The 21,239-nt window shown below is 74.4% G+C and carries 2 protein-coding genes (1 of these 2 running past the window's edge); both read right to left on the bottom strand.

Annotation, left to right across the window (positions count from 1 at the left end; all coding sequences use genetic code 11):
* A partial coding sequence (locus tag ACIQ9E_RS06630; RefSeq protein WP_403704011.1) for a type I polyketide synthase occupies positions 1 to 3,201 on the bottom strand: 3,201 nt, incomplete at its 3' end.
* Positions 3,165 to 21,239 carry the 3' portion of a type I polyketide synthase gene (locus tag ACIQ9E_RS06635; protein ID WP_403702977.1) on the bottom strand. Its footprint extends 10,854 nt past the window's final position, so 18,075 of the gene's 28,929 nt are visible here — the last part of the coding sequence; its start codon lies beyond the right edge, outside the window; the stop codon is at positions 3,165 to 3,167. The genes ACIQ9E_RS06630 and ACIQ9E_RS06635, both read right to left, overlap by 37 nt.

Raw genomic sequence — 21,239 nt, forward strand, 5'->3', positions numbered from 1 at the left:
CCCCTCCCCCACCACCACCCGCACCACCTCAGCCAACAACGCCGGATGCAGACCAAACCGATCCGCCTCCCGCGCCACCTCACCCGACAGGGCGAACTCCGTCTCGGCAGCGGCGGTGTCCGTCATCGGCCGGCCGTCGACACCGGGTACGAGTACGCCGTTCGCGTGCTCCGTCCACTCCCCACCGTCCGTCCGCGAGAAGAAGGCGACCGTGCGGGCACCCGCCTGATCGGGCTCCCCCACCCGGGCCTGGAGCATGACGGCGCCGTCCACGGGCAGGGCCAGGGGGGTTGTGTGCGCGAGGCGTTCGACGCGGTCGCAGCCGACGTGGTCGCCGACCCTGAGAGCCAGTTCCAGCAGGCCCGTCTCCGGTGTCAGCCACTCCGTCAGCCAGGGCTGCGCATGGGCCGAGAGGCGGCTGGTGAAGACCACGCCTTCCGATGGGGCGAGCGGAAGGACCGCTCCGAGCATGGGGTGTGCGTCGGCGATCAGCCCGGCCGTGGTGATATCGCCGGTGTCCGGGGTGAGTGCCGGCCAGTACCGCTGGTGCTGGAAGGCGTACGTCGGCAGATCCACGCGCCGGGCGCCCGTACCGTCGTACCAACGCTCCCAGTCGACCGCCACACCTGCGCAGTACAGCTTCGCCAGCCCTTCGACGAGTGCCCTCTCCTCTCCCCGGTCCTTGCGCAGTACAGGGACCGCGGCCATGGCTTCCACGCTCAGCCGGGCGAGCGCGCAGAGGGTTCCGTCCGGGCCGAGTTCCAGGAACGTGTCGGCGCCCTGGTCGGCCAGTGAACGTACCGCGTCGGCGAACCGTACGGTGTCCCGGACGTGCCGCACCCAGTACTCCGGATCGCACACCACCTCCGCATCAGCGGCCAGCGCAATCTCCGGCGCCGAGAACGACAGCCCCGACACCACCGCACGGAACTCGTCCAGCATCGGATCCATCAACGGCGAATGGAACGCATGCGAAACCCGCAGCCGCGTGGTCCTGCGGCCTGCTTCGTCGAAGTGGGCCCGCACAGCCTCCACATCGGCCTCGGCTCCCGAGACCACGACGGCCGACGGGCCGTTGACGGCGGCAATCGACACCGACTCGTTCAGAAGAGGACGGACTTCCTCCTCGGTGGCCTGGACGGCGAGCATCGCGCCGCCCTCGGGCAGGGCCTGCATCAGCCGACCTCGGGCCCCGACCAGCGTGCACGCGTCCGCCAGCGACAACACCCCCGCCACATGCGCCGCCGCGACCTCCCCCACCGAATGCCCCGCCACAAAACCCGGCCGCAGCCCCAACGACTCCACCAGACGAAACAACGCCACCTCGACCGCAAACAACCCCGCCTGCGCAAACACCGTCCGATTCAGCTCATCCGCATCCTCACCCCACACCACCTCCCGCACCGGAACACCCAGCCCCGCACACACCGCATCAAAAGCCTCAGCAAACACCGGGAAACGCCCGTACAACTCCCGCCCCATGCCGAGCCGTTGTGACCCCTGCCCCGAAAACAACAGCGCAAGCGAACGCGAGGCAGCCACACCCCGGGCAACCTCCACCCCGTCCACCAACACCGCCCGATGCGCAAACCGCGCCCGCGATACCGTCGACGAGAAACCCAGGTCGAGCGGGGACCCTGTGGCCCCGGTCAGCCGTTCCTGCTGCGCGTCCAGTGCGGCGGCCGACTTCCCCGACACCAGGCACGGTGCGAGCACCGCCGGGTCCGAGGGAACAGCGGCCGGCTCGGCCGGGCCCTCCTCCAGAACCACGTGCGCGTTGGTTCCACTGATACCGAACGAGGACACGCCGGCCCGGCGCGGGCGGCCGCCGACCGTCCACTTCTCGGCGTCCGTGAGCAGCCGTACGCCGCCGGTCGTCCAGTCGACGTGCCGGGACGGCGCATCCACGTGCAGGGTGCGGGGCAGCACACCCTCCCGCATCGCCATCACCATCTTGATGACACCCGCCACACCGGCAGCAGCCTGCGTATGCCCGATATTCGACTTCACCGAACCCAGCCACAACGGCCGACCGCCCTCACCCCGCTCCCGGCCGTACGTCGCCAGCAGCGCCTGCGCCTCGATCGGATCGCCCAGCGGCGTACCCGTACCGTGCCCCTCCACCGCATCGACATCCGCCGCCGACAACCCGGCCGCCGCCAGCGCCTGCCGGATCACCCGCTGCTGCGACGGCCCGTTCGGCGCGGTGAAGCCGTTGCTCGCGCCGTCCTGATTCACCGCCGAACCACGGACCACGGCCAGCACCCGGTGCCCATGGCGACGGGCATCCGAGAGCCGCTCAAGAACCAGTACGCCCACACCCTCCGACCACCCGGTGCCGTCGGCGGCGTCCGCGAACGCCTTGCACCGGCCGTCCCCCGCCAGCCCACCCTGCCGGCTGAACTCCATCAGGGATCCGGGCGTGGACATGATGTTCACACCACCGGCGAGGGCGAGTGAGCATTCGCGCGCCCGGAGGGACTGGACGGCCCAGTGCAGGGCGACCAGCGAGGAGGAGCAAGCGGTGTCCACGGTCACCGCCGGGCCCTCCAGCCCGAGCTGATAGGCGAGCCGGCCGGATACGGCACTGGCGGCAATGCCCGTACCGATGTCCCCCGTGGCATCGGCGAGGGACCGGAGCAGCAGGTACGCGTAGTCCTGGCCGTTGGTGCCGATGAAGACGCCGGTCCGGCTGGAACGCAGCCGGGACGGGTCGAGCCCGGCCCGCTCGAACGCCTCCCAGGAGGTTTCCAGCAGCAGCCGCTGCTGCGGGTCCATGGACACGGCTTCCCGCGGGGAGATACCGAAGAAGTCGGCGTCGAAGCCGGCCACGTCGTCGAGGAATCCGCCACCGCGGCTCACGCCGTGGCCGCGTGCGTCGACTCCGGCGCCGCGCAGGGCATCGAGATCCCAGCCCCGGTCGGCCGGGAAGTCCGACATGGCGTCGGCTCCGGCCGCGATCAGCTCCCACAGATCCTCGGGCGAGTGGACCCCGCCCGGATAGCGGCAGCTCATCGCCACAATGGCGACGGGTTCGGTGGCGGCGGCGACCAGACTCAGGTTCTGGCGCCGCAGCCGCTCGGTCTCCTTCATCGAGGAGCGGAGCGCTTCGACGACCTTGTCGGGGGGCGGGGGCGTGGCCATGTTCAGCTCCGTCTGCTCCGTCAGTCCTGCGGTTCGTCGCGGTGGACCGGTTCGGATGTGGTCGTGTCCGGGGGCGTCGTATCCGTGGCGGTCGTGTTCGCGGGCGCCGGGTCCCTGGCCGTCGTATCCGTGGCCGTCGTGTTCACGGGCGCCGGGTCCGTCGTATCCGTGGTCAGGGCCGCCCGGACGAGTGCGTCCACGTCCATCGCGTCGATGGAGTCGGCGTACGCCGGATCCTCACCCGCCCCGTCCGCGGGCTCATCGCCCCGGCCGTGTTCGGCGGCCAGCCTCAGCAGCGGCTCCAGTACGCCGATACGGCGCAGCTCGGCCACGGACACGGAGGCCAGCAGGGCCTGGAGCCGTGCCCGGTCCGTGCTCTCGGCGGTCCCGGCGTTCGCCGCGTGCTCGGCGTTCTCTCCGTGTTCCGGCTCTGACGCCGCCGGGTCCAGCCCCCGGGCGATGTGCTCGGCGAGTTCGGCCGGGGTCGGATGGTCGAAGACGAGGGTGGCGGGCAGCTCCAGGCCGGTGGCCGCGGTGAGCCGATTGCGCAGTTCCACCGCCCCGAGGGAGTCGAAGCCCAGATCACGGAAGGCCTTCTCCGCGCCGACGGCTTCGGTTCCGGCGAGACCGAGAACCTCGGCGGCACTGGTGCGTACGAGCTGGAGTACGGCCGCCCCGCGCCGGGCCGCGGGCAGTGCGGCCAGTCGGGCGCGCTGCTCCGGGATTGGGGGCGCGCCCACCGGGCCCGCATCGGCCGGGGCTTCGGGCGTCGCGAGACCGTCCAGCAGCCTGCTCGGCCGTACGGCCGTGAAGGCGCGGGCGAACCGGCCGGGGTCGACGTCGGAGACGACGGTCGTCGGCTCGGGCTCCATCACCGCGCGGCGCAGCGCCGTAACGGCCAGGTCCGGGTCCAGGGGCCTGATACCGGCCCGCTCGGCGGCACCGGCCGCCCGGTCGGCGGCGGCCATGCCGGCTCCGCCCCAGGCTCCCCAGGCGAGGGAGGTGGCGGCGAGGCCGCGGGCGCGGCGCTGTTCGGCGAGGGCGTCGAGGACGGCGTTGGCCGCGGCGTAGTTGCCCTGGCCGGGGTTTCCGACGGCTGCCGAGGCGGAGGAGAAGAGGGCGAACACCGACAGGTCCAGATCCCGGGTGAGTTCGTCGAGGAGCAGTGCGGAGGTCACCTTGGCGCGGAAGACGCCGGTGAAGCGGTCCGGGGTGAGGCTGTCGATGACCGCGTCGTCGAGTACGCCGGCGGCGTGGACGACGGCGGTCAGCGGCGCATGGTCCGGGATGGCCGCGAGGATGCCGGTCAGTGCCTCGCGGTCGGCGGCGTCGCAGGCCGCGAGGGTGGTCTCGGCGCCCGCTTCGGCCAGTTCGGTGCGGAGGGCGGTGGCGCCGGGGGCGTCCGGGCCGCTGCGGCTGAGCAGGACCAGACGGCGGGCTCCGGCGGCGGCGAGGCGGCGGGCGACGTGCGCGCCCAGGGCACCGGTGCCGCCGGTGATCAGGACGGTGCCTTCCGGTTCCCAGGTCCGGGCGGGTACCGGGGCAGGGGTACGGGCGGGGGGCGGCGGGCCCAGCCGGCGGCCGTGGAGCGTACCGGACCGGACGGCGGTCTGGTCCTCTCCGTCCGGTGCGGCGAGAAGGGCCGTGAACCGGTCGAGGTCCGCGGGGTCGGCGGGCCCGGCCGGGAGGTCGATCAGGCCGCCCCAGCGCTGCGGGAGTTCAAGGGCGGCGACCCGGCCGAGGCCCCAGACGGCGGCCTGGGCCGGGCCCGGTACGGGCTCGCCGGGGGTGACGGCGACCGCGCCCCGGGTGATGCACCACAGGGGTGCGGTCAGGCCTGCGTCGCCGAGTGCCTGGAGCAGGGTGGCGGTCAGTGTCACGCCCCGCGGGATCTCGCCGGTCTCGTCGAGGGCGAGGAGGGAGACGACGCCGGTGAACGCCCGGCCGGAGGCGGCGGCCAGTTCCCGCAGCCGCTTCGCCGTCCGTTCCCGGTCGGCATCGGCGTCCGGGTTGATCTCGAAACGGACGGTGTCCGGGCCGAGGCGGCCGATGACGGAGTCCGTCCAGGGGTCGGCGGCGTGGGCGGTGGTGACGACGGCCAGCCAGGGGCCGGCGGGCGGGCCGGTACGGGTCCGGGGGCGGGAGAGCGGCTGCCAGGTGATGCGGCGGCGCAGTCCGTCGGCGGTGGTCTCCTCGGCGCGGCGGCGTCGCCAGGTGTCGAGAGCGGGCAGCACTCGGGAGAGTGCGCCGCTGTCGACGTCGAGGGTTCCGGCGAGTGAGTCGAGGTCCTCGGAGCGTACGGCGGTCCAGAAGGCGTCGTCCGTTCCGGTGACCGAGGTGGCCGGTGGGGTGGCCGCGGCCGGGCTCGGGTGGGACCAGTACCGCTCGCGCTGGAAGGCGTACGTGGGCAGTGGCACCCGGCGGGCTCCGGTGCCCGCGAAGACGGCGGGCCAGTGGGGAGCGCGGCCTTCGACGTGCAGACGGGCGACGGCGGCGAGGAGGGTGTCCGGTTCTGGACGGCCCCGGCGCAGGGCCGGTACGGCGGTCACGGCCGCCTCGCCCGGCAGCCCGTCGATGTCCTGGACCAGGGCGGACAGGGTGGCGTCCGGGCCGAGTTCGAGGAAGCGGGTGACACCGCGGGCGGCGAGGGCGCGCAGTCCCTCGCCGAACCGTACGGTCTCCCGGACGTGCCGTACCCAGTAGTCGGGGGTGCACATCAGCTCGGCGTCCGCCGGTTCCCCGGTCAGGTTCGACACGAGGGGCAGGCGCGGGGCGGTGTAGGTGATGCCCCGGGCCACTCGTGCGAAGTCGTCGAGCATGGCGTCCATGTGCACGGAGTGAAATGCATGGCTGACCCGCAAACGCCTAGTCTTGCGGCCGGCGTCCGCGAAGCTCCGGACGATCCGGTCCACGGCTGCCTCGTCGCCCGCGACGACGACGGCCCGGGGGCCGTTGACCGCCGCGACCGACACCCTTCCGGTCGCGGTCAGGTGTTCGCGTACCTCGTCCTCGGTCGCCCGGACGGCGGCCATCGCGCCGCCCTCGGGCAGTGCCGCCATCAGCCGGGCGCGGGCGGCCACCAGGGTGCAGGCGTCGTCGAGGGAGAAGACCCCCGCCACCTGGGCGGCGGCGAGTTCGCCGATGGAGTGTCCGGCGACGAAGTCGGGTCGCAGGCCCCAGGATTCGACGAGCCGGTAGAGGGCCACCTCGATGGCGAACAGGGCCGGCTGGGTGTATCCGGTGCGGTCGAGCAGGGCGGCCTCGGGGGTGCCTTCCCCGGCGAACATCAGGGGGCGCAGTGGCCGGTCCAGTTCCAGGTCGAACCGTGCGGTCACCTCGTCCAGCGCCTGGGCGAACACGGGCTCCCGGGCATGGAGTTCACGGCCGGCGCCTGCGCGCTGGGCGCCCTGGCCGGAGAAGAGGAAGGCGGTCCTGCGGCTGCGGGAGGTGGCTTCGCCGCGCAGTACGTGGGACGCGGTACGGCCGTCGGCGAGGGCCGCGAGACCGGTGAGGAGTTCGTTCCGGTCGCCCGCGAGGACGGTGGCCCGGTGGTCGAAGGCGGACCGGGTGGTGGCGAGGGAGTAGCCGAGGTCGGTGGCCGAGAGGGCGGGCCGGCCGGTGAGGTGGGTGTGCAGGCGGGCGGCCTGGGCCCGGAGGGCGTCGGGAGTGGTGGCGGAGACGGGCACGGGGATGCGTACGCCCGCCGTACCGCTGGTGGTGGCCGGTTCCGGCGTCGGCCGGGCCTCGCTGCGGGGGTCGTCCTCCGGGGGGGCGACCGCCTCTTCCAGGATGACGTGGGCGTTGGTGCCGCCGGCGCCGAAGGAGGAGACGCCGGCGCGGCGCGGGCGGCCGGTCTCGGGCCAGGCCGTCTCCTCGGCCAGCAGCTCGACAGCTCCGGCCGTCCAGTCGACGTGGGAGGAGGGCGTGTCCAGATGGAGGGTCTTCGGCAGGACGCCGTACCGCATGGCCATGATCATCTTGATGACTCCGGCGACGCCGGAGGCTGCCTGGGTGTGCCCGATATTGGATTTGACGGCGCCGAGGAGCAGCGGCTGCCCGGTCTCCCGGCCCTGGCCGTACGTGGCCAGCAGCGCCTGCGCCTCGATCGGGTCGCCCAGTCTGGTGCCGGTGCCGTGTGCCTCGACGGCGTCCACTTCGGCGGCGGTCAGCCTGGCGTTGGCCAGGGCGCGCCGGATCACGCGGCGCTGGGACGGGCCGTTGGGTGCGGTGAGGCCGTTGCTCGCGCCGTCCTGGTTGACGGCGGAGCCGCGGAGGACGGCGAGGACGGAGTGGCCGTGGCGGCGGGCGTCGGAGAGCCGTTCGACGACGAGTACGCCGACCCCCTCCGACCAGCCGGTGCCGTTCGCCGATTCGGCGAAGGCCCGGCAGCGTCCGTCCGGTGACAGGGCGCCCAGCTCGCCGAACTCGACGAACCCGACGGGGCTGGACATGACGGTCACACCGCCGGCCAGGGCCATGGAGCACTCGCCCGCCCGCAGGGCCTGCGCGGCCAGATGCAGCGCGACCAGCGAGGAGGAGCAGGCGGTGTCCACGGTCACCGACGGCCCTTCCAGGCCCAGGGTGTACGACAGCCGGCCGGACAGCAGACTGGCGGACTGGGCGGTCTCGACATGGCCGAACCGGCCGGCGGCGGGCCGGTAGTCGCCGCTGCCGCCGCCGATGAAGACGCCGGTATCGCCGCCGCGCAGGGTGTGCGGGTCCACCCCGGCCCGTTCCAGAGCCTCCCAGGCCGTCTCCAGCACGATCCGCTGCTGCGGGTCGACGATCATCGCCTCGCGCGGTGAGATACCGAAGAAGGCGGCGTCGAAGTCGGCGACATCGTAGAGGAATCCTCCGTTCCGGGTGATGCTGCGGCCCCGGCCCCCGGCGTCGCCGTGAGTGAGCCGGTCCAGGTCCCAGCCGCGGTCGGCGGGGAACGTGCCGATGACGTCGGCCTCGGCGCGCAGCAGTTCCCACAGGTCTTCGGGGGATGCGACCCCGCCGGGGTAGCGGCAGCTCATCCCGGTGACGACGACCGGGTCGTCGGCGGGGTCGAAGGCCGCGCCGCCCGTGGTACCGGCCGTGGCCGCCGGTTGGGTGCCCTCCGTCTCCTCCAGCAGGTCCGCGCGCAGCCGCGCGGCGAGGGCGGCCGGGGTCGGATGGTCGAAGGCGAGCGTGGCGGGCAGGGTCAGTCCGGTGGCCTTGGCCAGCTGGTTGCGCAGGTCCACAGCGGTGAGCGAATCGAAGCCGAGGTCCTTGAAGGCCTGCCCGGCGGGGATGGCCTCCGGGTCCGGATAGCCGAGCACGGCGGCCACTTCGCGGCGTACGAGGGCCGACAGCACCTCGTCCCGTTCGGCGCCCCCGGGCCTGGCGAGCAGTTCGGCACGGAGCACGGCCGCGGTGTCCGTTCCGGTGGTGCGCTCCTCGGCGGGTACGAGCGCGGTACGGGCCTCGGGGAGTTCCGCGAACAGCCTGCCCGGCCGGGTCTGCGCGAAGGCGGGCGCGAACTGCTCCCACCGTACGTCCGCGACGACCACGGCCGCCGCGCCGTCGCCCATGGCCCGGCGCATGGCGGCCAGGGCCCGGTCGGGGTCCATGGCGGGCAGACCGCTGAGCCGCAGATGCCGGTCGAGGGAGTCGTCGGCGAGCCCGGTCCAGGCGCCCCAGGCCACGGCGAGTGCGGTACGGCCGCCCGCGCGGCGGCGGTCCGCGAAGGCGTCGAGCCAGGCGCTGGCCGCGGCTCCCTCGCCCTGGCCGCGTACGCCCCAGACACCGGCGATCGACGTGAACAGGACGAAGGCGTCCAGTTCCCGGTCCCCGAGGAGGTCGTCGACGGCACCTTCCAGGGTTTCCAGGCCGGCCCGGACCACGTCAGGACCGGCGGGATCCGCGCCGTAGCCGGTGTGGATCACGGCGGTCAGCGGCCGGTCGGCCGGGATCGCGGACAGGGCCGCGGTGAGCGCGGTCCGGTCGTCGGGAGCGGCGGTCGCCACCGTGAGGGCCGCTCCGTGCCGGGCCAGCCGGTCCCCGAGTCCGGCGCGCAGGGCGGTGTCCTGTTCGCGTGCGGCGACGAGGAGCACGTGGGGTGCGCCCTGCCGGGCCAGCCAGTCGGCCGTCCGTCCGCCGAACCCGGCGGCGTCGCCGATGACCAGCACGGTCCCGGAGGGGGTCCAGGATCCGGCCGCCGGGTCGGCGGCCGACGACCGTACGAGGCGGCGGGCGTAGCCGCCGGACGGGCGCAGTGCCAGCTGGTCCTCACCGCCGGTGGCGGTGAGGAGGGAGCGCAGCCGGGCGGCCGTGCGGGTGTCGGGTACCTCGGTCACATCGAGGAGTCCGCCCCAGCGGTCGGGGGCTTCGAGGGCCGCGACCCGGACGAGGCCCCAGACGGCGGCCTGTGCCGGATCAGCGGGATCGTCGGCGCGGCCGACGGCCACCGCCCCCCGGGTGACCCACCACAGCGGTGCCTCGACACCTGCCGCCGTGAGGGCGGCCGACCAGGCGCCGGGCAGGGTGGTCTCGGCGGGGAGCAGGGACAGCACCCCGTCGAACCGGCGGCCGGGCTCCGTGAGCCGGGCCGGGAGTCCTTCGGTGTCGGCGGGGTCGACCACGACGCGTACCGTGTCCGGTCCGAGGGCGGCCACGATCCCGGCGGTCCAGGCGTCGTCCGCGTGGCTCTCGGGGACGAGCGCCAGCCAGCTTCCGGTGTCCGGGCCGGCCGGGGCGGTGTCGAGCGGCTTCCAGGCCACCCGGTAGCGCCAGCCGTCCACCAGCGCGTTCTCGTCGCGGCCGCGACGCCACGCGGACAGCGCCGGTACCAGCTCCGACAGGGCCGTCCCGTCCTCGGACAGACCGAGGACGGTGGAGAGTTCGGTCAGATCCTCCCGTTCCACCGCCGCCCAGAATCCGGCGTCGTCCGTGTCCCGCTCCCGCGTGTCCTGCCCGGGTGCGGGAAGGGCCGCGGGCTCGGGCCAGTACGGCTCCCGCTGGAACGGGTAGGTGGGCAGGTCGGCCCGCCGGGCGCCGGTACCGTCGTACAGCCGGGTCCAGTCGACCCGTACACCGCCGACGTGCAGCCGTGCGAGCCCGGTGACGAGGGCGGACTCCTCGGGCCGGTCCCGGCGCAGGGCCGGGGCGACGACGAGGTCCCCGTCCGTCAGGTTCTGCTCGGCGAGGGCGGCCAGGACACCGTCCGGCCCCACTTCCAGGAAGGCGGTCGCCCCCGCATCGCCGAGTGCGCGGACGCCGTCGGCGAAGCGGACGGTCTCGCGGACGTGCCGCACCCAGTACTCCGGATCGCACACCAGCGCCGCCGTGGCGAACCCGCCCGTGGTGTTCGACACGAGCGGCAGCAGCGGTGCGGCGAAGGACAGCCGGGAGACCACCTTCCGGAAGGCGTCCAGCATCGGTTCCATGAGCGGTGAGTGGAAGGCGTGGGAGACCCTCAGCAGCGTCGTCCTGCGCCCCGTCCCGGCCAGTTCGGCCCGTACGGCCTCCACCGCTTCGGCCGTGCCCGAGACGACGACGGCGTCCGGGCCGTTCACGGCCGCGAGGGACACCCCCTCACCGAGCAGCGGCAGGACTTCGTCCTCCGTCGCCTGGAGCGCGGCCATGGCGCCGCCCTCGGGCAGGGCTTCCATCAGCCGGCCGCGCGCCGCCACCAGGGTGCAGGCGTCGGTGAGCGTGAGGACGCCCGCGATATGCGCCGCCGTCACCTCGCCGATCGAGTGCCCGGCGACGTACTCGGGCCGCACGCCGAACGACTCCACCAGCCGGTACAGCGCGACCTCCACCGCGAACAGTCCGGCCTGCGCGTACTGGGTACGGTCGGCCGGGGCCGCGTCCGTACCCCAGATCACCTCGCGCAGCGGCCGGTCCAGTTCCCGGTCCAGCTCGGCGCAGACGGCGTCGAAGGCCTCGGCGAACACCGGGAAGCGGGCGTGCAGTTCGCGGCCCATGCCCGGACGCTGCGAGCCCTGGCCGGAGAAGAGGACCGCGGGGGACCGCTCGGCCGCCGTACCCCGGGCGATCTCCGTGCCGTCCACGAGTACGGCCCGGTGCGCGAGGTGTGTCCGTCCGGCGGCCAGCGAGAAGCCGACGTCCAGCGGCGACTCCCCGGCGCGACCGGCCAGCCGCGCGAGCAGTGCGTCGAGTGCGGGCCCCGACCTGGCGGACACCACCCACGGCAGCACCGACGGCACCACCGAGGGAACGTCCGGACCGGGCGCGGGCGGCGCCTGTTCGACGATCACATGCGCGTTGGTGCCGCTGACGCCGAAGGCGGAGACACCCGCCCGGCGGGGGCGCCCGGTCACGGGCCACGCCTGCTGCTCACGGACCAGGGTGACGGCGTCGTCCGCCCACTCCACATGCGTGGACGGGGTCTCCACATGCAGGGTGCGCGGCAGCACGCCGTGCCGCATGGCCAGGACCGTCTTGATGACACCGGCCATTCCGGCGGCGGCCTGGGTGTGGCCCAGATTGGACTTGACGGCGCCGAGGAGCAGCGGCCGTTCCCGGCCCTGCCCGTACGCGGCGATCAGCGCACCGGCTTCGATCGGGTCGCCGAGCGGGGTGCCGGTGCCGTGCGCCTCGACGGCGTCGACTTCGGCGGGCGCGAGTCCCGCGTCGGCCAGCGCCTGGCGGATCACGCGCTGCTGGGCCCGCCCGCTGGGCGCGGTCAGGCCGTTGCTGGCACCGTCCTGGTTGACCGCGGCACCGCGCAGCACCGCCAGGACGGGGTGTCCGTGGCGCCGGGCGTCGGAGAGCCGCTCCAGGACGAGGACGCCCGCGCCCTCCGACCACGAGGTGCCGTCGGCCGCGTCGGCGAAGGGCTTGCAGCGGCCGTCGGGCGCCAGCCCGCCCTGGGCGGAGAACTCGACGAACGAGTCGGGACTCGACATCACCGACACACCGCCGGCGAGGACGAGGGAGCACTCGCCGCCGCGCAGGGCGCGGATACCGAGGTGGAGGGCGACCAGCGAGGAGGAGCAGGCGGTGTCGACGGTGACGGCCGGGCCCTCCAGACCCAGGGTGTAGGAGAGCCGTCCGGACATCACACTGGCGGTGTTGCCGGTGGCGACATGGCCCCGGACGTCGGCGGTGCCCCGGCGCAGGACGGAGGTGTAGTCCTGGCCGTTGGTGCCGATGAACACCCCGGTGGCGCTGGCACGCAGCGAATCGGGGGCGATACCGGCCCGCTCCAGGGCCTCCCACGACGTTTCCAGCAGCAGGCGCTGCTGCGGGTCCATGGCGAGGGCCTCGCGCGGCGAGACACCGAAGAAGGGGGCGTCGAAGTGGCCGACGCCGTCGAGGAAACCGCCCTCCAGGGTGGCGGAGCCGCCTCGGCCGAGGGTGTCGAGGTCCCAGCCCCGGTCGGCGGGGAAGGCCGAGATGGCGTCCTCACCGTCGGCCAGCAGCCGCCACAGGTCCTCGGGGGAGGCGACCCCGCCGGGGAACCGGCAGCCCATGCCCACGATCACGACCGGGTCCCGGTCGGCGTCCACGACGGTTACGGGGGCGGGGGCCTGCGGGCCGGCGGCGGACTCCGCATCGCCCGTCAGCTCGGTGAGCAGGTGCGCGGCGAGATCCTGCGGGGTCGGATAGTCGTACACCAGGGTCGCGGGCAGCCGCAGACCGGTGGCGGCGCTCAGGGTGTTGCGCAGTTCCACGATGGTCAGCGAGTCGAAGCCGAGGTCGGTGAAGGCCTGGTCGGCGCCGATGGCGACGGCGTCGGCATGTCCGAGTACGGCGGCCACCCGGGCCCGCAGGAAGTCCAGGGCGAACTTGGCGCGGGCGGCCGCCGGCAGGGTCGCGAGCCGCTGCCGCAGGCCGCTCTGATCTTCCCCGGCCGGCTGCTCCGGAACGCCCGCGCCCCTGGTCTCCGAAGGATCAACGAGTTCGCCGATCAGGGGGGTGGGCCGGACCGCCGTGAACACCCGGGCGAACCGGGCCCAGTCGATGTCCGCCACGGTCAGCGCGGCCGGGCCGCCGTGGTCCAGGGCCAGGGTCAGCGCGTCGAGGGCCTGCTCCGGCGCCATGGGCGTGTAGCCGCCCCGGCGGACCCGGGCCCCGACGCCGGTCCTGTCACCGGCCATACCCGGGCCGGCCCAGGGGCCCCAGGCGACGGAGGTCGCGGGCAGACCCTGGCCGCGCCGGTGTTCCGCGAGCGCGTCGAGACAGGCGTTGGCGGCCGCGTAGTTGGCCTGTCCGGCGGCGCCGAGAACGGCCGCGGTGGACGAGAACAGCACGAAGGCCGCCAGGTCCGTGTCCCGGGTCAGCTCGTGCAGATGCCGCGCGGCCGTGGCCTTCGGGCCGAGTACGGCCGCGAACGCCTCCGGGGTGAGCGTGTCGAGGACACCGTCCGCGACCACTCCGGCCGCGTGGAAGACCGCGGTCAGCGGCAGATCTTCCGGAACGGCGGCCAGGACCCGGGCGAGCGCGTCGCGGTCGGCGGTGTCGCAGGCGGTCAGGGTGGTCCGGGTGCCGAGGGCGGCGAGTTCCCCGACGAGTTCCGCCGCGCCGGGCGCGTCGGCGCCGCGCCGGCTCACGAGCAGCAGATGCGCGGCTCCGCGGGCGGCGAGCCGGCGGGCGACGTGCGCGCCGATCCCGCCGGTACCGCCGGTGATCAGGACGGTTCCGGTCGGGGTGTACGGGCGGGCGTCGGTGCGGTCCGCGCAGGGGAGCCGGACCAGCCGGCGGGCGTACACCCCGGAGGCACGTACCGCCAGCTGGTCCTCGCCCCTGATGTCGCCCCTGATGAGACCCGTTTCCCCGGTCCCCGCGAGTAGTCCGGCGATGCGGTGTACGGCGGGTTCGTCGAGGGTTTCGGGCAGGTCGAGCAGCCCGCCCCACCGCTCGGGGTGCTCCAGGGCCGCGCTGCGGCCCAGGCCCCAGACGGCGGCCCGGCCGGGCCGGCCGAGCCGGTCGGAGCGGCCGACACTGACGGCACCCCGGGTGAGACACCACAGCGGAGCCTCGATCCCGGCGTCGCCCAGGGCCTGGACGGCGGTGGCCGTCGGCAGCAGGCCGTCCTCCTGGAGCGCCAGCAGGGACAGGACCCCGGTGAACGGACCGTTCGCCGAGGCCAGGTCGCGCAGCCGGGCGGCGAGGGCGGTACGCGTCTCACCGGCCGGGACGGCGAGGGTGAACCGGTCGCCGCCGAGGCGGCCGAGCAGCTCTTCGGCACCGTCGGCGCCGTCGGGGTCCGCCGGTACCAGGCAGAGCCGGTTGCCGGTGAGCGTGGTGGCCTTGGTGCGAGTCGCGGGCAGCGGCTTCCAGATGCCGGTGTAACGCCAGCCGTCGACGGTCGACTCGGCGCGGCGCTTGCGGCGCCACGAGGTGAGGGCGGGCACGACTGCCGTCAGGGTGGCATCGTCCAGCCCGAGGCCGGCGCCGAGCGCGGGCAGGTCGGCCCGCTCGACGGCCGCCCAGAACGCGGCGTCCACCGGATCGGCGGCGGGCCCTGACGTACCGGACCGGCCGTTCTCGGGCCAGTAGCGCTGCCGCTGGAACGCGTAGGTCGGCAGGGTTCCGAAGGCAGTGCCCGGATCCGGGGCGCCGCTCGCGGAGAAGAACCCGGCCCAGTCCACCCGTACCCCGTGGATATGGAGCCGGGCGAGGGCGGTGGCCAGCGCCGGGGCCTCCGCGCGGTCCCGGCGCAGCGCCGGTACGGCGGTGACCCGCTCATCGGGCAGGGCTTCCCGGGCCACTCCGCTCAGCACGGCGTCGGGGCCGATCTCCAGGAGCACGGTGGTGTCGAGACCGGCGAGGCAGTGGACCGTATCGGCGAACCTGACCGTGCCGCGCGCCTGCTCCACCCAGTACTCGGGCGTGCACAGCCGCTCGGATTCGGCGAGCCGGCCGGTCACGGCCGATACGAGGGGGATCACCGGCGGGTGGTAGGCGATCCCGCGCGCGACCCGGGCGAAGGCATCGAGCATCGCGTCCATCTGCGGGGAGTGGAAGGCATGGCTCACCCTCAGCCGCCTGGTCCGGCGGCCCTGTGCGGCGAACCGCGCCGCGGCCTCCAGGACGGGTTCCTCGTCGCCGGACAGGACCAGCGAGCGGGGGCCGTTGACGGCGGCGATCGCCATCCGGTCCTCCTGGCCGGCCGGCAGCGGCAGCACCTCCTCCTCGGTGGCCTCCACGGAGACCATCGCACCGCCGCCGGGCAGGGCCGACATCAGCCGGCCGCGCGCGGCGACCAGCGTGCAGGCGTCGTCCAGCGAGAACACCCCGGCCACATGGGCGGCGGCGAACTCTCCGATCGAGTGCCCGGCCAGATGGCCGGGCCGGACGCCCCAGGATTCGACGAGCCGGTGGAGAGCCACCTCCAGGGCGAACAGCGCGGGCTGGGTGCAGGCGGTGTCGTCGAGCAGCGCGGCCTCGGCGGTGCCGGGCTCCGCGAACATCACCTCGCGCAGCGGCCGCTCCAGTTCGAGGTCGAAGCGGGCCAGTACGGCGTCGAGCGCCTCGGCGAACACCGGATAGCGGTCGTACAGTTCACGGCCCATGGCGGGGCGCTGGCTGCCCTGCCCGGTGAAGAGGAAAGCGGTCCGGACGCCGCGTGCGGCGGCGCGGGCGGTCAGCAGCGCGGGGTCCGGCAGGCCGTCCCGCAGTGCGGTGAGGGCCCGTACGCACTCCTCGTGGCTGTCGGTGACCACGGCGGCCCGGTGTTCCAGGGCGGCGCGGCCGGTGGCCAGGGCCCGTCCCAGGACGGGCAGCGGCAGCGCGTCCGGCCGGTCTTCGAGCGTGTCGAGCAGACGCCCGGCCTGAGCGCGCAGCGCGGCCTCGGTGCGGCCGGACAGCAGGAGCGGAACCACGGCCGCGGGGTGCGCGGGCGTCCCCTCCCGCAGGACCACGGCCGCGGGCCGCGCGGGTGTCTCCCGCGGAGCTGCGTCCGCCGACTGCGCGGGCCTCTCGCGCGGCGCTGCGTCCGCGGGCCGCGCGGGTGTCTCCTCCGGCTCGGGTGCCGCGGCCGGGGCCTGCTCCAGGATCGTGTGGGCGTTGGTGCCGCTGAGGCCGAAGGAGGAGACGGCGGCGCGGCGCGGGCGGCCGGTCTCGGGCCAGGCCGTCTCCTCGGCCAGCAGCTCGACGGCTCCGGCCGTCCAGTCCACCTGGGTGGAGGGCCGGTCGATGTGCAGACTGGCGGGCAGCACCCCGTGCCGCATGGCCATCACCATCTTGATGACGCTCGCGACACCGGAGGCCATCTGGGTGTGGCCGATATTGGATTTCACCGAGCCGAGCAGCAGCGGCCGGCCGGCGTCACGGTCCTGTCCGTACGTCGCGAGCAGGGCCTGGGCCTCGATGGGGTCGCCCAGCCGGGTGCCGGTGCCATGGCCTTCGACGGCGTCGACATCGGCGGCGCGGACGCCCGCGTCGGCGAGGGCCCGCAGGATGACGCGCTGCTGGGAGGGCCCGTTGGGGGCGGTCAGACCGTTGGACGCACCGTCCTGGTTGACGGCGGAGCCGCGGATCACGGCGAGGACCCGGTGGCCGCCCGCCAGGGCGTCGGAGAGCCGTTCGACGAGGACGAGGCCGACGCCCTCCGCGAGACTCATGCCGTCGGCGGCATCCGCATAGGCCTTGCAGCGGCCGTCGACGGCCATGGCCCGCTGCCGGCTGAAGCCGACGAAGGCGTTGGGCGTGGCCATGAAGCTGACGCCGCCCGCGAGGGCCATGGTGGATTCGCCGTTCCGCAGCGACTGGCAGGCCAGGTGCAGCGCCACCAGCGAGGACGAACAGGCGGTGTCGAGGGTGACGGCGGGGCCCTCGAAGCCGAAGGTGTACGAGATCCGTCCCGACAGGACGGACGGGATGGTGCCGGTGATCAGATGGCCCTCGGCGCCGTCCTGGGCGGAGCCGCCGGACGTGTAGTCCTGGTAGCCGGCGCCGATGAAGGTGCCGGTACGGCTGCCGCGCAGGGTGGCCGGATCGATCCCGGCACGCTCCAGGGCCTCCCAGGAGGTTTCGAGGAGCAGCCGCTGCTGGGGGTCCATCGACAGGGCCTCGCGCGGCGAGATACCGAAGAATCCGGCGTCGAAGTCGGCCGCCTGCTCAAGGAATCCACCGCGTGTCGAGTACGTCCTGCCGGGCCGGTCCGGATCGGGATCGTAGAGCCCGTCGGTGTCCCAGCCCCGGTCGGACGGGAAGTCGCCGATCGCGTCGGCGCCGGCGGCGACGAGCCGCCACAGGTCCTCGGGGGACTCCACACCGCCGGGGTAGCGGCAGCTCATGCCGATGATCGCGATGGGTTCGTCGTCGGCGAGCGGGGATCCGGCGACGGCCGGGGTACCCGTTCCGGTCGGGGCGCCGGTGGTCTGCGTCCGCAGGAACTCCACCAGGGAGAGAGGGTTGGGGTAGTCGAAGACGACGGTGCTGGGCAGGGCGAGACCGGTCACGGCCGACAGCCGGTTGCGCAGGTCCACGGCGGTCAGCGAGTCGAAGCCGACGTCGCGGAAAGCCCGGTGCTCGGAGAGCGTATCCGCGGAGGCGTGCCCGAGGGCCGTGGCCGCCTCGGCGCGTACGAGGTCCAGCAGGGCCCGGTCCTGTTCGACGGCGGGCAGCGTCCGCAGCCGTACCATGAACTCGCTGTCACCGGTCGGCCGTTCGACGGCCCGGCTCGCCGCCTCCCGTACCTCGGCGATGTCCTCGAAGAGGGTGGTGGGCCGCCCGGAGGTGAACACCGGGTGGTAGCGGTCCCAGTCGATATCGGCGACGGTGAGCACCTGCGCGTCGTCGGCCAGGGCCTGGTCGAGCCCGGTCAGGGCCAGCTGGGGGTCCATGAAGTTCAGGCCGCTGCGGCGGATCTGGCCGGGGTCGACCCGGCCGAGTTTCAGATCGTCGGACCAGATGCCCCAGGAGATCGACGTGGCGTGGGCGCCACGGGCCCGGCGGTGTTCCGCGAGTGCGTTGAGGTACGCGTTGCCCGCGACGTACGCGGCATGCCGGCCGCTGCCCCACATTCCGGCGGTCGAGGAGTACAGGACGAACGCGTCGACCTGTTCGTCGTCCAGGAGTTCGTCGAGGTGCCGGGCGCCGTTGACCTTGGCATCGACGACCTCGGCGAAGGCCTCGGGACCGGTTTCGTCCAGGGAGGCGAGCGCGATGACGGCGGCGGTGTGCACGACGGTGCGCACGGTGTGGCCGTCGGCCGTCAGTCCGCCGAGGAGGGCCGCGACATCGTCGCGGTCGGTGAGGTCGCAGCTGCGGAACTCCGCCGCGCAGCCCAGCGCATGGAGTTCGGCGAGCAGTCCGGCGGCGCCGGGCGCGTCGGCGCCGCGCCGGCTGGTGAGCACGAGATGCTCGGCGCCCTGTCCGGCGAGCCGGCGGGCCAGGTGCGGGGCGAGGGTGCCGGTGCCGCCGGTGATCAGGGTGGTTCCGCGCGGGCGCCGGGCGCCGCCGCCGGTCGCGCTGTTCGTCGTGGTGCGGGCGATACGGCGGGCCAGGACGCCCGAGGCGCGCAGCGCGAGCTGGTCCTCGCCGGTCGTCCCGGTGAGGACGGCGGCGAGGCGTTCCCGGGCCCGTGCGTCGAGCGGGGTTTCGGGCAGGTCGACGACGCCGCCCCAGCGGTCGGGGTGTTCCAGGGCGGCGGTCCAGCCCAGGCCGTGGATCTGGGCCTGGGCGGGCCGGGTGAGCCGGTCCGCCCGGCCGGTGGATACGGCGCCTCTGGTGATGCACCACAGGGGCGCGCCGATACCGGTGTCGCCCAGGGCCTGGACGAGGGAGAGGGTCAGGGCGAGCCCGGAGGTGAGCGCGGGCACGGCCCCGCTCGGGCTTTCGTCGGCGGCCAGGAGCGACAGGATCCCGGTGAGGTCCGGGCCGGGCCCGGCCTGGGCGGCGCTTTCGGCGGCGATCCGGTCGGCCAGGGCCGACCGGTCGGCGCAGGTCTCGTCCAGGACCAGATGGCGTACGTCGGCTCCGGCGGCCGTCAGTGCCTCGGTGATATCGGCGTCGGCCGGAGCACCGGCCGTGGTGACCACCAGCCAGGTGCCGGGGGTCCGGGGGGCCGGGGGCAGTGCGCCGAGGGGTTTCCACACGGCGCGATAGCGCCAGGAGTCCACGGCCGCGCGGTCGCGGCTGCGGCGCCGCCAGTCGGCGAGCGCGGGCAGCAGCGGGGTGAGTTCGGATTCGGCCAGCCGCAGACCGGCGGCGAGGGACTCGACGTCGGCCTCCTCGACGGCGGTCCAGAACTCGGCGTCCGCCGGGTCCCCTTCGCCCGCGGCGCCCGGCCTGACCGGCACCGCCCACAGGTGCTCGCGCTGGAAGGGGTACGTGGGCAGGGCGACGCGGCGCGCGCCGGTGCCTTCGAAGACCCGGGTCCAGTCGGCCCGGGCGCCGCGGACGAACGCCTCGGCGAGCGAGGTCAGGAAGCGCCGGGTGTCGCCCTTGTCGCGGCGCAGGGTGCCGATCGCGGCGGCCCGGTGTCCGGTGTCCTCGGCCACGGCCTGGACGGCCATGGTCAGCACCGGGTGCGGGCTGCTCTCGACGAATACCTGGTGGCCCTGGTCGAGGAGGGCGGCCACGGCCGGGCCGAAGCCGACGGTCCGGCGCAGATTGCGGTACCAGTACGCGGCGTCCAGCGCGGCCGTGTCCAGCCAGTCGCCGGTCACGGTCGAGAAGAACGGGATCTCGGACGTGCGCGGGCGTACGGGTGCCAGGGCGGCCCGGAGTTCGTCCTCCAACCGCTCGACCTGGGCCGAGTGGGAGGCGTAGTCGACGGCGATCCGGCGGGCCCGGATGTCCTCGGCGGCGAGTTCCCCGATGAGCGCGTCCAGCTCCTCGGGGGTACCGGCGACGACCACGGACCGGGGCCCGTTGACGGCGGCGACCGAGATACTGCCGGTGCGCGCCGCCAGACGGTCCCCGACCTCGTCGGCGGAGAGCGGTACGGAGACCATGCCGCCGGAGCCCGCCAGCCGGCGGGCGATGGCCTGACTGCGCAGAGCCACCACCCGTGCCGCGTCGTCCAGGGTGAGGGCCCCGGCGACGGCCGCCGCGGCGATCTCGCCCTGCGAATGGCCGACGACCGCGTCGGGCGTGATGCCGTACGAGGCCCACAGATGGGCGAGCGACACCATGACGGCGAAGGTCACGGGCTGGACGACGTCGACCCGGTCCTGGGAGGGCGCGCCTTCGGCCTGCCGCAGGACGTCGACCGGCGACCAGTCGACATAGGCGGAGAGGGCCGCGGCGCATTCGTGCAGCCGCTCGGCGAAGGCCGGGGATTCGTCGAGGAGTTCCGCGGCCATGCCGATCCACTGGGAGCCCTGGCCGGGGAAGACGAACACGGTCCTGCCGTCGAGATCCGCGGTGCCGTGGACGACGGACGCGGAGGAGCCCCCGGTGGCCAGTGCCCCGACTCCGGCGCGCAGCGGTTCGGCGTGGTCGCCCAGGACGACCGCGCGGTGCTCGAAGAGGGCGCGCGTGGTGGTGAGGGAGTGGCCGATATCGGTCGGCAGCGCGCCGGGCCCGGTTTCGAGGCGTTCCAGGTGTTCGGTGAGCTGTGCGGCCTGGGCGCGCAGGGCGCCGGGCGTCCTGGCGGACAGCACCCATGGAATCGCGGCGCCGGCCGGAGCGGACGCCCGCCCTTCGTGCTCCGCCGCGGCCGCCGGTCCGTCCGGCGGCAGTGGTGTACCCGGGGCGGCCGGATCGCCAAGGGCGGGCGGGGCCGGGGCGGCGTCCGCTGCCGGTACGGCGGCCGTCTCCGTGGCCGCCCGTGCCGGTTCCTCGCCGGCGGGCGGTGCCGGGGACGGTACCGGCTCGCCGCCGGAGACGGCGGCAGGGGCCTCTTCCAGGATCACGTGCGCGTTGGTGCCGCTGATACCGAAGGAGGACACAGCGCAGCGGCGGGCCCGCTCACCGGCCGGCCAGGCGGCCGGGGTCCGGAGCAGAGCGACCGTACCGCCGCTCCAGTCGATGTGCGAGGACGGTTCGTCGGCGTGCAGGGTCCGCGGGAGCAGTTCGCCGCGCAGGGCGAGGACCATCTTGATGACGCCCGCCACACCGGCCGCGGACTGGGTGTGGCCGATATTGGATTTGACGGAGCCGAGGAGCAGCGGGTTCCCGGCGTCGTGGCCCGGTCCGTAGACGGC

Source organism: Streptomyces sp. NPDC094448, from assembly GCF_044763775.1.
GTDB lineage: Bacteria > Actinomycetota > Actinomycetes > Streptomycetales > Streptomycetaceae > Streptomyces.